General features: G+C 63.9%; 16 protein-coding genes. 10 read left to right on the top strand and 6 right to left on the bottom strand.

All coding sequences use genetic code 11. From position 1 onward, the window contains the following. Positions 1 to 102: 102 nt before the first annotated feature. Entirely contained in the window at positions 103 to 1515 is a 1413-nt protein-coding gene (locus tag C2134_RS07685; RefSeq protein ID WP_103318914.1) for a DEAD/DEAH box helicase, read from the bottom strand. A gap of 218 nt (positions 1516 to 1733) precedes the next feature. On the opposite strand from C2134_RS07685, the gene C2134_RS07680 reads away from it, so the two are divergent. Then, a complete protein-coding gene (locus C2134_RS07680) occupies positions 1734 to 2414 on the top strand; it encodes an MliC family protein (protein ID WP_146042110.1) in 681 nt (226 codons plus the stop codon). Between the two features lie 154 nt (positions 2415 to 2568). Beyond that, positions 2569 to 3105, top strand: a complete 537-nt coding sequence (locus C2134_RS07675) for a YaeQ family protein (RefSeq protein WP_103318910.1) — start codon at positions 2569 to 2571, stop codon at positions 3103 to 3105. Here the strand turns inward: C2134_RS07675 and C2134_RS07670 are convergent. Beyond that, a complete protein-coding gene (locus C2134_RS07670) occupies positions 3069 to 3305 on the bottom strand; it encodes a hypothetical protein (protein ID WP_103318908.1) in 237 nt (78 codons plus the stop codon). The two genes, C2134_RS07675 and C2134_RS07670, sit on opposite strands and share 37 nt — an antisense overlap. A gap of 149 nt (positions 3306 to 3454) precedes the next feature. On the opposite strand from C2134_RS07670, the gene C2134_RS07665 reads away from it, so the two are divergent. The 5 genes from C2134_RS07665 to C2134_RS07645 all read left to right on the top strand — a co-directional run bounded on the left by C2134_RS07665 (position 3455) and on the right by C2134_RS07645 (position 6822). Next, the gene (locus C2134_RS07665; RefSeq protein ID WP_103318906.1) at positions 3455 to 3985 is read left to right on the top strand and encodes a GNAT family N-acetyltransferase; all 531 of its coding nucleotides are present in this window, start codon (positions 3455 to 3457) and stop codon (positions 3983 to 3985) included. Positions 3986 to 4020: 35 nt separating this feature from the next. Then, entirely contained in the window at positions 4021 to 4518 is a 498-nt protein-coding gene (locus tag C2134_RS07660) for a YgjP-like metallopeptidase domain-containing protein (RefSeq protein WP_103318904.1), read from the top strand. A 105-nt stretch (positions 4519 to 4623) separates the two neighbouring features. Next, a complete protein-coding gene (locus tag C2134_RS07655; protein WP_103318902.1) occupies positions 4624 to 5220 on the top strand; it encodes an alpha/beta hydrolase in 597 nt (198 codons plus the stop codon). Between the two features lie 33 nt (positions 5221 to 5253). Beyond that, positions 5254 to 6198 carry a substrate-binding domain-containing protein gene (locus C2134_RS07650; protein WP_103318900.1) on the top strand — a complete coding sequence of 315 codons (945 nt, stop codon included), beginning with the start codon at positions 5254 to 5256 and terminating at the stop codon, positions 6196 to 6198. An 81-nt stretch (positions 6199 to 6279) separates the two neighbouring features. Then, positions 6280 to 6822, top strand: a complete 543-nt coding sequence (locus C2134_RS07645; protein WP_103318898.1) for a DUF2059 domain-containing protein — start codon at positions 6280 to 6282, stop codon at positions 6820 to 6822. Position 6823: 1 nt separating this feature from the next. Here the strand turns inward: C2134_RS07645 and C2134_RS07640 are convergent, their stop codons facing one another. Continuing rightward, positions 6824 to 7039 (bottom strand): hypothetical protein, encoded by a 216-nt coding sequence (locus C2134_RS07640; protein WP_103318896.1) that lies wholly within the window; start codon positions 7037 to 7039, stop codon positions 6824 to 6826. Between the two features lie 175 nt (positions 7040 to 7214). On the opposite strand from C2134_RS07640, the gene C2134_RS07635 reads away from it, so the two are divergent. Beyond that, positions 7215 to 8078 (top strand): NYN domain-containing protein, encoded by an 864-nt coding sequence (locus tag C2134_RS07635; protein WP_103318894.1) that lies wholly within the window; start codon positions 7215 to 7217, stop codon positions 8076 to 8078. Between the two features lie 64 nt (positions 8079 to 8142). After that, positions 8143 to 8670: a GNAT family N-acetyltransferase gene (locus tag C2134_RS07630; protein ID WP_043625712.1), complete on the top strand. Its 528-nt coding sequence runs from the start codon at positions 8143 to 8145 to the stop codon at positions 8668 to 8670. Here the strand turns inward: C2134_RS07630 and C2134_RS07625 are convergent. The 3 genes from C2134_RS07625 to pyrB all read right to left on the bottom strand — a co-directional run bounded on the left by C2134_RS07625 (position 8627) and on the right by pyrB (position 11505). Beyond that, a complete protein-coding gene (locus C2134_RS07625; protein WP_103318892.1) occupies positions 8627 to 9937 on the bottom strand; it encodes a chloride channel protein in 1311 nt (436 codons plus the stop codon). The two genes, C2134_RS07630 and C2134_RS07625, sit on opposite strands and share 44 nt — an antisense overlap. Before the next feature lie 163 nt (positions 9938 to 10100). Further along, entirely contained in the window at positions 10101 to 10559 is a 459-nt protein-coding gene (gene pyrI / locus C2134_RS07620; RefSeq protein ID WP_103318890.1) for an aspartate carbamoyltransferase regulatory subunit, read from the bottom strand. A 25-nt stretch (positions 10560 to 10584) separates the two neighbouring features. Then, entirely contained in the window at positions 10585 to 11505 is a 921-nt protein-coding gene (pyrB, locus tag C2134_RS07615) for an aspartate carbamoyltransferase (protein ID WP_043625707.1), read from the bottom strand. Between the two features lie 399 nt (positions 11506 to 11904). Between pyrB and C2134_RS07610 the strand changes: the two genes are divergently transcribed. Further along, a complete protein-coding gene (locus tag C2134_RS07610; protein ID WP_103318888.1) occupies positions 11905 to 13119 on the top strand; it encodes an HD-GYP domain-containing protein in 1215 nt (404 codons plus the stop codon). The last annotated feature ends 69 nt before the right edge of the window (positions 13120 to 13188 follow it).

Here is a 13188-nt window from a genome sequence, read left to right as displayed (position 1 = left end):
ATATGCTGCGGACAGTCTCTTCGTGAGAATAACTGGCAATACCATTCGCATCAATGAAAAACGCCCGGTGTAATTTACACCGGGCGTCGTCCGCATGCTGGCTCAGCGGTTCTTCGGCGGCGTGAACAACGCGGCTTTCGGCGCGGCGGGCTTGCCGCTGCGGTTGCCTTCGGAACGGGCGTTTTGGCCCTGTCCTTGGCGCGGACCGCCGGTGCGGCCATGGCCGGCCGGCTTGCTTTCGGTTTGATGGCGCGGTTTGGACGCCGGGTTGCGCGGCTGTTGGCTGCGTCCCTGTCCTTGGCCGCCACGGCCTTGTCCCTGGCCGCGGCCGCGCGCGCCGCCTCCCATCGGAATCGGCTCCGGCTTGACGTTGAGGTCGGCCTCATAGCCCGGCACGGTGAAGCGCTCGATCGACATCTTGATCAGCTTTTCGATGTCGCGCAGGAAGTTGAACTCGTCGACGCACACCAGCGACAGCGCTTCGCCCGGCGTGCCGGCGCGGCCGGTGCGGCCAATGCGGTGCACATAGTCTTCCGGGACGTTAGGCAGCTCGAAGTTGACCACGTGCGGCAGCTGGTCGATGTCCAGACCGCGCGCGGCGATGTCCGTCGCCACCAGCACCTGCAGCTCGCCGCTCTTGAAGTCAGCCAGGGCGCGGGTACGCGCGTTCTGGCTCTTGTTGCCGTGGATGGCGGCGGCCGAGATGCCGATCTTGTCCAGCTTCTCCGCCAGGCGGTTGGCGCCGTGCTTGGTGCGGGTGAACACCAGCACCTGGAACCAATTGTGCTCGCGGATGAGATGGATCAATAGATCGGTCTTCTTATCGCGGTCAACCAGGTGTACCTTCTGCGTCACCAGCTCGTTGGTGGTATTGCGGCGCGCCACTTCCACCAGCTTGGGGTTATCCAGCAGCTTGTCGGCCAGCGCCTTGATCTCGTCGGAGAACGTGGCCGAGAACAGCAGGTTCTGCCGTTTGGCCGGCAGCTTGGCCAGCACCTTCTTGATATCGTGGATGAAGCCCATGTCCAGCATGCGGTCCGCTTCGTCCAGCACCAGGATTTCCACGCCGGACAGGTCCACTGTCTTCTGGCCGACATGGTCCAGCAGACGGCCCGGCGTCGCCACCAGGATGTCCACCGAGGAACGCAGCGCCTTGATCTGCGGATTGATGTTGACGCCGCCGAACATCACCAAGGACTTCAAAGGCAGGTATTTGCTATAAGTACGGACAGACTCCTCCACCTGGGCGGCCAGCTCGCGGGTGGGGGTCAAAACCAGGGCGCGCGGCCGGCCGGCATGGTGGCTGGGCGAACGCATCAACAGTTGCAACAGCGGCAGCGTGAAGCCGGCAGTCTTGCCGGTGCCGGTCTGCGCGGCGGCCAGCAGGTCGCCGCCTTGCAGCACTTGCGGAATCGCTTGCGCTTGGATAGGCGTGGGCGTGGTATAACCGGTATCGGCTACGGCGCGCAGCAAGGGGTCTGCCAGGCCTAGGTCGGCAAAGGTAAGATCGGACATAATATGCTCCTGCGACGGCCTATCGCAGAACTGCGACCAATCCAGGCTGACGGGATAGTGTGAGTTGAAACTCGTGGAGTGAAGAACGTGCGGGACTGGTACTCGCACGAAGCGTCGCAGTGTACAGGCAATCGATGGCGATGGGAACTCGCCGCCGGCCCCGCCAGCTCTGCCGCAACGATGCGGTGGTTTTTTGTTGTCGTTTTTGAGGATTGAATATGCCCATAGCCCCTACCAGGCTGATAGGCTCTTTGCTGTTGCTGCCGGCGCTGGCGCTGGCCGGCAAGAACGACCGCCCGCATGCTGGCGGCGCCGAACATACGACCGTCGAGGCAGCCAAACCGGTGGCGGAAGCCCCGCAGGTCGCCACCGACTTCCACTGCGATCAGCCGGCCAACGCCGTGGAAAGCATGGTGTGCCAGGACGACGGCCTGACCCGGCTGGACAACCGGCTGGAGAAGTTCTACGCCCAGGCGCTGGCCAAGGCGGATCAGACCGGCAACAACGCGCGCGGCAAGCTGATCAATGAACAGAAGCGCTGGGTCAAGTCATTGAAGGACTGCATGAAGGAAGAGGATCCCCACATGTGCCTGGGCGACACCTACATCCTGCGCATTTCCCAACTGCAGGCGGCCTGGGCGCTGGCGCCGTCCCTGACGCCGTTGCGCTATCTATGCAAGGGCCAGCCGGACAGCACCATCCTGGCGACCTTCTACCGCACGCGCCCCGCCACCGCCAAGCTGGAACGCGGCAATTCGCTGGTCATCGTGCACCAAGGCATGAGCGGCAGCGGCGCCCGCTACCAAGGCCAGGGCGTCGAATTCTGGATCAAGGGCCGCGACGCCAGCGTCAATTGGCGCGGCGAATCGCTGGAATGCACCACGCAGCCGACGCCGTAAACCCTACCCGTCGCAGGACGGACCAACGCACGCCGGCGGCTGGATTTTGTCAGCCGCGCGCCGCCCCAACATGGCGCCATTGACGCGCTGCGGTTAGAATCGGACGCCCGCGCCATCCTGCGCCGGGCGCAACCCGAATCAGCAAAGACCCGCCATGGCCCTGAACGCCACCATCTACAAAGCCACGCTCATCCTGTCCGACATGGACCGCGGCTATTACGCCACCCACTCCCTGACCCTGGCCCAGCACCCGTCGGAAACGCTGGAACGGATGATGCTGCGCATCGTCGCCTTCGCCCTGCACGCCAGCGACACGCTGGCCTTCACCCGCGGCCTGTGCGCGGACGACGAGCCGGAGCTGTGGCAGAAGAACTATTCCGACGAGATTGAGCTGTGGGTAGAGCTGGGCGAGCCGGACGAAAAACGGCTGAAGAAAGCCTGTTCGCGTTCTGACCGCGTGGCGCTGTACAGCTATGGCGGCCGCGCCAGCGAAGTATGGTGGGGACAGAATGAGAGCAAGCTGTCGCGGCTGGACAAGCTGGAAGTGTTTCGCATCGATTTCGAAGCGTTGCAGGCGCTGGCCGCGCTGGCCGAACGCAGCATGCAGCTGACCGCCACCATCCAGGACGGCCAGCTGTGGCTGTCGAACGACGCTCAGAACGTCTTGATCGCGCCGTTGCGGCTGAAGTGACGCGCCAGCCAGCCGCCCAGCCGCTGCCACAACCCTAGCGGCGGCGGCAGGCAGCCATGCCCCAGTCGCAGCCGCGCCAACTGCCGGCGCTGACGCAGCGTCTGTCCGCCATCGCGCTTGGCGGGCAGGCGGCTCAGAATCACCACTCCGCAGGCCTCGCGGCAGCTGCGACGCAATGCGCTTCGGACGGGAACGGCCATCTCGCTCTCCTAGCTTTGGTCAACGTCAGGAGCGTAGAGAGGCCCTGCTAAATTTGCGGCAAAAAACCGGCCGGCTCGCATAAAAATTGGCTAAATCCGCCAGACCGGCTTTATGCTGTTCCACGTGAAACCTTGCGGAAAACCGGTCCATGCTTAGCCTGCGTCCCGCTGATAGCGACGACATCCCCCTCATTGCCGCCCTCCACGCGCAAAGCTGGCGCGCGAGCTATCGCGGCATCCTGCCTGATGCTTACCTTGACGAGCGCGCCGATGGCGACAGGCTTGCCGTATGGCGCGCCCGTTTCGCCTCTGAAACGCCGCTCTGGGTGCGCATCGCCTGCTGGGAGGACGAGCCGGTCGGTTTCGTCTGCCTGTTGCCCGACGAGGCGCCGGAACTGGGCGTTTATCTGGACAATCTGCATGTGCGCGGCGATCAGCAAGGACGCGGCATCGGCCGAGCGCTGATGGCAGCCGCAGCGGCCGAGGCTTGCCGCATCGCGCCGGGCAGGCCGCTCTATCTTTGGGTCTACGAGCGCAATGCCGATGCCTGCGCCGTGTATGCCAGGCTAGGCGGCGAAGTGCTTGAGCGCCGCGAGGAGGACACGGCGGCCGCCACCCGCGCCATCGCGCTGCGCTTTCACTGGACCGACCCTGCCCGGCTTTGCCAGCCAGGAATATGAGCGCCGGCCACACTGCGGCGCTTACAATACACGCCATGGCTAATCTCAAATACCTGCCGCAATATCCGCTGTCGCTGGTGCAACAGGCGCAAGCCCTGTTCGACGCAGGAGAGCTGCCCGCCCTGCTGCGCCGCAAATACCCGGACCCGCACGACGTGCAAACCGACAAGGCGCTGTATCAATTTGTCGCCGCGCTGAAGCAGCGCTATCTGAAAAACGCGCCGCTGCCGTCCAAGGTGCTGTACGACAATCAACAGCACCCTTTGAAAGGCACGCTGGGCACCAACACCACGATTTCCAGGGTGCAGGGCGGCCGGCTGAAAACCAAGAGCGAGATCCGCATCGCCGCGCTGTTCCGCGAACTGCCGCTGCCCTTCTTGCAGATGATCGCCGTGCATGAGCTGGCTCACCTCAAGGAGCGCGACCACGGCAAGGCCTTCTACCAGCTGTGCTGCCACATGCTGCCGGAGTATCACCAGCTGGAATTCGACCTGCGATTGTGGCTGAACTGCCGCGAGCGGGAGTCCGGCTGAACAGGCAATTTATTCCATAAAAGAATAACAAATCAATCCATTATTATTTTTATTGCAGATCGCCCCACGCTACAGTCCAGACATCGACCCATGCGAAGGCCAGCCATGCTCCCCCTGCTGCAAGCATTTGATCTGATCATCCAGCCCGGCTGGCGCAACTCCGGCGCCGAGCACTGGCAAAGCCACTGGCAGCGCCGCCTGGGCGCGCGCCGGGTGGACAACGCCGACTGGGAACGCCCACAACTCGAGGACTGGCTGGACGGCCTGGACGCGGCGCTGGCGCGCTGCAGCAAGCCGCCGCTGGTCATCGCCCACAGCCTGGGTTGCGTCACCGTCGCCCACTACGCCGCCCGCCACCCGGGCCGCATCGCCGGCGCGCTGCTGGTGGCGCCGGCCGACGTGGAGCGCGCCTTCGCGCCGGCGGAGTTGCTGAACTTCGCCCCGGTGCCGCGCCAGCCGCTGCCCTTCCCGGCGCAGATTGTCGCCAGCAGCAACGATCCGTTCTGCAAATCGGCGCGCGCCGCGCGCATGGCGGGTTACTGGCAGGCGCCGATCACCTGGCTGCAGCACGCCGGCCATATCAATATCGACTCCGGCCACCGGCAATGGGAGGAAGGCTGGCCCTTGCTGCTGCGGCTGGCAACGCGCGCCGGCCACCGTCTGCAATCTCAGGCGGCTCCAGTCAACTCGGCGCTGGTCTAAACTGAAACATCGTTTCTCTCGCGGTCCGTCGCCATGCGCCTCGCCACCGTCCTTTTGGCCAGCCTGCCGTTTTTCCTCGCCTGCGCCCCGGCACAAGCCGCCGCGCCGCAACGGATAGGCATCACGGTGGGCGCGCTGGATAATCCGTTCTATCAAGCGCTGACGCGCGGCGCGATCCAGACCGCGCACCGTCTCAATCCATCGGTGCAAGTCATTTCGCTGTCCGCCAACTTCAACCTGCCGCGACAGCGCGAGCAAATGCAACAGTTGATAGAACAGAAACCGGATCTGATCCTGCTCGGCGCGGTGGACAGCCGCGCCATCGCGCCGCAAGTTCGGGCGGCGCGCGCCGCCGGCATTGTGGTGGTGGCGGTGGATGTGGATGCGCCGGGCGCCGACGGCACGGTGAAGTCGGACAACCGCCAGGCCGGCGAAATCAGCTGCCGCCATCTGGCCCGGCAGCTGGGCGGCAAGGGCGCGCTGCTGATCCAGAGCGGGCCGCCGGTCAGTTCGGTCAGCGACCGTATCGCCGGCTGCCGCGCCGCGCTGGCATCCTTTCCCGGCATCCGCGTGCTGAACGGCGTCAACGGCCAGGGCTCCAGCCTGGGCGGCCAGCGCGCGCTGCAAAGCGATCTGGCGCGCTTTGCAGCCATAGACGCGGTGTTCGCCACCAATGACCGCCAGGCGCTCGGTTGCGCCAAGGCGCTGCCCGCTCAGGAGGCCGGCCGCGTCAGGATCGCCTCGGTGGATGGCTCGCCGGACATCGAGCGGGCCTTGCGCCAGCCCGGACCCATCATCGCCTCGGCCAGCCAATCGCCGTATCGGATAGGCCGCGAAGCGGTATTGCTGGGGCAGCGCCTGCGGCAGGGGGAAAAAACGGCGCGCCTGGTGAAGGTGCCGGTCACCCTGGTCACCCGCGATAATCTCGCCGCCTACCGCGGCTGGCAAAGCCCGCTGCCGCCCGCCGACAGCCATTGATCGCCCGTTCCGCTTTGACCTTCCCGCCTGGCGGTGTCACACTGCCGATCCGATATCTTTCACCAGATCAAAGGATTTGCCATGTTTGCTTCCCGCCCGCTGAAGGCCGGCCTCGTCGCCGTGCTGCTTTCGATGCCGCTGTTGGCCCATGCTGACGCCGCCCAGGAAGCCGGTGCCAAGGAACTGGCCGCCACGCTGAACATCAATAACATGCTGCCCGCACTAGTTGAACGCACCACTGCCAGTGGCCCGCTTCTGCTGCAGGACTACCTCGGCAAGAACAAGATCCAGCTCAATGCTTCCCAACAAAAGAAGGCTCAGGCTGGTCTTAAAGGTTACATGGATGGGATCCATAAACTAGCTGCTGACTACTTTGGTTCTGCCGCTGTTAAGCAGCAGTTTGAACAAACAGTAGTGAAAAATATCAGCGCGCAATTCAGCGCCGACGAACTCAAGCAGATCAACACTTTCTACAAGAGCCCGGCCGGTCAGAAGCTGCTGAAGCAACAACCTCAGATCGGCGACGCTATCGCCGGCGAAACGCTGAAGACCGCCGAGAAGACCCTGCTGCCGAAGATGCAGGCCGCAGCCGAGGCCTACGGCAAGACCATCGCCAAGAAATAATTCATTCCAGCATCAAACTCAGCCGGCGCGCGCGCTCCAGCGCGGCGTCGGCGCCGTCCCATTCGTCCTGCCAGACCCACACCTGGCCGCGCATGTCCAGCATCTCCACCAGCCACAAACGGCTGCCGCCCTGCAGTTCGACTCGCCGCGCCCGCACCGGACGGCGATAATTGAACACCACCATATCGCTGGTTCTGCTCGCCGCCGCTGCCATCATTGCGCCCTCCCGGTTAGCCCTGTCACAGTAGACAACGCAAGAGCCATGCCAGCTTAGGAACGGCTGCGGCCGAAGATGTGCGGCGGCTCATCGCCCCGCCCTGCCCGACACCGCCTTTTTGACAGATGCGAAAAGCCCGGCTTAGCATGTGCTGTCGCCCTACCCGAAAGCATCAATGGAAAACCGCAAATTGGCGGTACTGATAGACGCCGACAACGCCCAGTCGTCGCTGATCGCGGAGCTGTTGGCCGAAGTGGCCAAATACGGCACCGCCGTCGTCAAGCGCGCCTATGGCGACTGGACCACGACACAACTGAAGGGCTGGAAGGACGTGCTGCACCAGTACGCCATCTCGCCCATCCAGCAGTTTGCCTACACCAAGGGCAAGAACTCCACCGACTCGGCGCTGATCATCGACGCGATGGACCTGCTCTACACCGGCAATTTCGATGGCTTCTGCCTGGTATCGTCGGACAGCGACTTCACCCGCCTGGCCACCCGGCTGCGCGAAGCCGGACTGACCGTGATCGGCCTGGGCGAGCAGTCCAAGACGCCGCGCCCCTTCATCGCCGCCTGCGATAAATTCGTGTTCACCGAAGTCCTGCGTCCGGCCCCGCCGGCCAAGGCCAAAGCGGAACCCGCCGCCCCGAAGACCCGCACCAGCCGTGCGCGCGCCAAACCGGCGCCGGCGAAGGAACGCCACCCGCTGCAAGACATGTTCACCTCGGCGATCGAGGCGGTGTCCCGCGACAGCGGCTGGGCCGAACTATCGGCCGTCGGCTCCTACCTGGCCAAGAACGACCCATCGTTCGATCCGCGCAATTGGGGACATAGCCGGCTGTCGCAGATGGTGAAGAAACTGGATTTCCTGACGGTGCAGGAGAGCCGCAATGGCTCCAAGCTGCACAGCGAGATCCGCTTGCGCCATGACGGCGAGCCGGCAAGCGCGGACGCGCCGGCGGCCGAACATGAGGATGCCCCGGCCGCCCCGGCCCGCAAGAAGCGCAGCCCGCGCAAGAAAACCCCGTCTGCCGGCTGAAACTGGCACGTTAATTGCACAAGCCTTGATTCAAGGCCCCTACGACCTCACGCAAGGACAGATCATGCAGATTCGTGAAGCCAACTTGGAAGACCTGGCTGCGATACTCGACATCTACAACGAAGTGATCGCCACCACCACCGCTGTCTACAACGACGACCCGCTGACGCCGGGCGAATTCGCGCTGTGGTTCCAGGATCGCACCGCGGCCGGCTACCCGGTGCTGCTGGCCGAGGAAGACGATGGCCGCGTGCTGGGTTTCTCCAGCTTCGGCGATTTCCGCACCCGCCCCGGCTACCGCTTCACCGTGGAGCACAGCGTCCACCTGACCGAACAGGCCCGCGGCAAGGGCATAGGCACCGCGCTGGTGCAGGCGCTGTTCCCGCGCGCTCAGGCCTTGGGCAAACACACGATGCTGGGCGCGGTGGACGCCGAAAACGAGGGTTCCATCCGCTTCCATGAGAAGCTGGGCTTCGTCCAGGTGGGCCGCCTGCCGCAAGTCGGTTTCAAATTCGGCCGCTGGCTGGATCTGGTCTATCTGCAGCGCTTCATCGACGGCGACCCCACCAACGGCCCGGCAGCCGACGCCTGACACCTTCCGTCTCATCGTGATAAAGCGCGCGGCCGCCCAGCAAGCGGCCGACGCGCGCAGCCAGCAGCGCGACCAGCGCCACCGGCAACAGCATGCTCCAGGCGCCGGTCAGCTCCATCAGCATCGCCACCGCCAACAACGGCGCCTGAGCAGTCGCCGCCAAGAACGCCGCCATCCCCACCAGCACCGCTCCCCCTCCTGGCAAGCAGCCGGGCAAAGCCAGATTCAACAGCTGGCCGGCCAGCGCGCCGCACGCCGCGCCCGCGAACAGCATCGGCGTAAAGATGCCGCCCACCGCGCCGGAACCGCTGGTCGCCGCCGTCGCCACCAGCTTGCACAGCAGCAGCGTCAACACCAGCTGCCAGGCCGGCTGATGGCCCAGCAGCCACGATACCGTGCTGTAGCCGTTGCCCCACATCTGCGGCCAGAACCAGGCAAGGCAGCCCACCGCCGCGCCCCCCAGCGCCATCCGCAGCGGCAGCCGCCAGGGCAAGCCGGCGAAAGCGCGCCGGCCCAGTTCCATCAGCAGCAGAAACAGCGGGGCGCAAGCGCCCAACATCAAGGCCAGCAGGCAATAGCCGGCCAGCGCCAGCGCGCCGGGCGCCGGCAACGGCGGAGGTTGATACAGGGGAGACAAGCCAAACAGATGATTAACCGTCAGGCTGGCGGTCAGCGCCGCCAAGGCCAAGGCCGGCAGCGAACGCGCATCCAGCCGTCGCCATACCACCTCGCAGACGAAAACCATCGCCGATACCGGCGCATGATAGGCGGCGGCCCAGCCGGCGGCGATGCCGCAAGCCACCAGACGCCGCCGTTGCGGCAAACTCATCGGCAATAGCCGGGTCAATAACGAGCCGCCCTGCGCCGACAGCGCCACCATCGCCCCTTCGCGGCCGATGGAGCCGCCGCTGGCGACGGTGCATAGCGAGGACAGGCTGTTGACCAGGGTGCGGCGCAGGCTCAGGTGGCCATCCCCTACGCGCACCGCTTCCAGGTAATCGCCGGCGGCCGCGCCGCGCAACAGGTGCCGGCCCTGCTCCAATACCACGCCGGCCAGCAATCCGCCCAAGACCGGTGCCAGCGCCCGTTGCCACGGCGCCAGCCGGCTGGCGATCTCCACCAGGCCGCTGGCGTGCCCGCCCAGCAGATACGCCAGCGCATGCAGCGCGGCCTGGAAGCACAGCACCAGCAAAGCGCCCAGCACGCCGCACGCGGCCGCGAACAAGGGGATCAGAACAAGATGGCGCAGTTTGGGCGGCAAGTGCATGCGAACGGAAACACGGTGAGGGCGACTGGCGTCAAGCCTAGCAGAGCGCCGCCGCGCGGAAAACGAAAAGCGCCGCAGTTGCCTGCGGCGCTCCTCTTTTTTTACAGCGACTGTCAGTGCAGTGCTTGTTCTTGATTTTCTCTATTCTCGTCCTTTGTACGACTCAGCGCACTTCTGCAACAATATCCCTACTGAACACTTTTTCGCAATACTTGCATTTCATTTTTGTGTCGTTAGCGACGGTTTTCACGTAGAAGAAACTGATCACCGGCTCGTTGTGAGATATGCAATTGGAGTTAGGGCAGGAAAAAATGCCCTCCACCGCCTCCGGCAACGTCAATTTATGCTTTTTGACAACTTCGAAGTTTTCGATGACGTTGACGGTAGCCTGGGGCGCGAACAGCGCCAGCTCGTTGGCCTGCTCCTCGGTCAGCGCCACATTCTCCACCTTGATCAGGTCCTTGCTGCCCATGTGGCGGCTCACCAGGTTCAGGCCCACGGTGACGCGCTCGCCGCTCTCGGCCAGCTTGAACAGGCGCAGGATCTTGACGCCTTCGCCAGCCGGAATGTGATCGATCACGGTGCCTTGCTTCAGCGCTTCTACGGTGCGGGTGTATTGCATGATCTTGTCCTCTTTTCTTGCCTGATTACACGGTTTCGTTCAGCACCAGCGACAGCAGCGCCTGGCGCGCATACACGCCGTTCTTGGCCTGTTCGAAGTAGTAGGCGTGCGGCGTGGCGTCGACATCCACCGCGATCTCGTCCACCCGCGGCAGCGGGTGCAGCACCTTCATGCCGGGACGCGCGGACTTGAGCATTTCGGCGCGCAGCGCGTACTGGCCCTGAATTTTCTTGAACTCGGCCTCGTCGAAACGCTCGCGCTGCACGCGGGTCATGTACAACACGTCCACTTCCGGGATCACGTCTTCCAGGCTCTCCGCCACCGTGTACTGAATGCCCTTCTCGTCCAGTTCCTCGCAGATGTAGTCCGGCATCGCCAGCACCTCAGGCGCCACAAAATAGAAGCGCGCGCCGAACAGCGACAGCGCCTGCGCCAGCGAGTGCACGGTGCGGCCGTATTTCAGATCGCCGGCGAAGGCCACGGTCAGGCCATCCAGCCGGCCTTGGGTCTCGCGGATGGAAAACAGGTCGAGCAGGGTTTGCGTCGGGTGCTGGTTGGAGCCGTCGCCGCCGTTGATCACCGGCACCGCCGAAAACTCGCTGGCCAGCCGCGCAGCGCCTTCCTTGGGGTGGCGCATCACCACCGCGTCGGTGTAGGAGCTGATGATCTTGATCGAGTCGGCCAGCGTTTCGCCCTTCTTGGCGCTGGTATTGCCGCCGTCGGCAAAGCCGATGATGTTGCCGCCCAGGCGTTGCACCGCGGTTTCAAACGACAGCCGGGTGCGGGTGGACGGTTCGAAGAAGCAGCTGGCCACCAGCTTGTCCTGCAGCAGATCGCTGCGCGGGTTCTGCTTCAAGCGACTGGCGGTCTCCACCACCAGTTCCAGTTCCTCGCGGCTGAAGTCGGGTATGGAGATGATGTGCTTGCGGTACAGTGGATTGGCCATGATCGCTTTCCTCATGTTGGCGGTTGCGGACGAAAAAAAAGCCCCTGGATTCAGGGGCTTTTTTTGCGGAATACGGGAGCGTCGGGAACGATGGCACGGAACAACAACGCCGCCGCGCCACCCAGACGGGTGTCGCTGATGCTGCTTCGCTGTCTTGCTGCCTGTTTCATGCCTGCGTTCCGAACAAAATTGTCGGAATATATCCCACCCCTGCTCCGCTGACAAGATGCAGAGCCCATGATCAGTCGATTTTTTTTCGATGCCGGTCCTTTTCCGCCGCCGCCGGCAGACCGAATTGCAACAGTTCCCGCAGCAGCCTTGCAAATCGACGCAGCGGGGATGATGCTTGTAGTAGAGGCTGCGCCACGGCCCGCACTCAACTTTTCCCGAACACCCGACATGATCAAGCGCATAGACGTCAAAGACATCAAGATCGGCATGTACATCCACGATCTGAACAGCGACTGGATGTCCCACCCCTTCCTGGTCAACCGCTTCCTGGTGCGCAAGGAATCGGAAATCGAAAAGATTATCGATTCCGGCATCCACGAGGTTTACATCGATACCAGCAAGGGCCTCGATCTGCCGTCCGCGCCTACCGAACACGAGGTGCGGCAGAAGCTGGAAAGCGAGCTGATCGAAATCGCCAGCCGCCCCAGCACCGTGACGCGCAAAGTCGAGGCGGCGGAGGAGTTCGGCCGCGCCCAGCTGGTCCACAACGAGGCCAACCTGATCGTCCGCCACATCCTGCAGGATGTGCGCCTGGGCAAGCAGGTGCAGCTGGAGCAGGTGGAGCCGCAGGTGGAGAAACTGACCGAATCCATTCTGCGCAACAACGGCGCGCTGCTGTCGCTATGCCGGATCAAGGACAAGGACAATTACACCTTCCAGCACTCGGTCAGCGTCGGCGCGCTGATGGTCAGTTTTTGCAACGCGCTGGGCATGAGCCGCGAGGCCATCCATCACGCCGGCATCGGCGGCATGCTGCACGATATCGGCAAGATGAAGGTGCCGGACGACATCCTGAACAAGCCGGGCAAGCTGACCGAGCAGGAATTCAAGGTGATGAAGTGCCATGTGGTGGAAAGCCAGAAAATCCTGCATGCCACGCCGGGCATTCCGGAAATCGCCATCCAGGTAGCCGGCCAGCACCACGAACGCCATGACGGCAGCGGCTATCCGGCGGGCCTCAAAGGCGACGAGATTTCCCAGCTGGGACAGATGGCCGCCATCGTCGACGTCTACGATGCGCTGACCTCCGACCGCTGCTACCACCAGGGCATGTCGCCGACAGACGCCCTGCGCAAGATCTACGAATGGTCGAAGTTCCACTTCAACCCGGAGCTGGTGCAGGCCTTCATGCGCGCCATCGGCATCTACCCCATCGGCACTCTGGTGCGGCTGGAAAGCGGCAGGCTGGGCGTGGTGGTGGAGCAGAACGACCACAATCTGATCTGCCCCAAGGTAAAGGTGTTCTTCAGCATCAAGAGCAATACCCACATCAAGCCGGAAATCGTGGACCTGTCGCGCCGCATGGGCGCCGGCGGCGGCGACAAGATCGTCAAGCACGAGTCGCCGGAGAAGTGGCACATCGACCCGCTGCGCTTCCTGTAGGGCGGAAGCCCGGCCATGCCGGGCGTTCCGCCATCTCGCCGTCCATCACGCTAGCGCCAAACGACTTGC

The organism is Chromobacterium sinusclupearum (assembly GCF_002902845.1).
Classification (GTDB): Bacteria; Pseudomonadota; Gammaproteobacteria; order Burkholderiales; family Chromobacteriaceae; genus Chromobacterium; species Chromobacterium sinusclupearum.
This window is presented reverse-complemented; position numbering and strand designations above follow the sequence as displayed.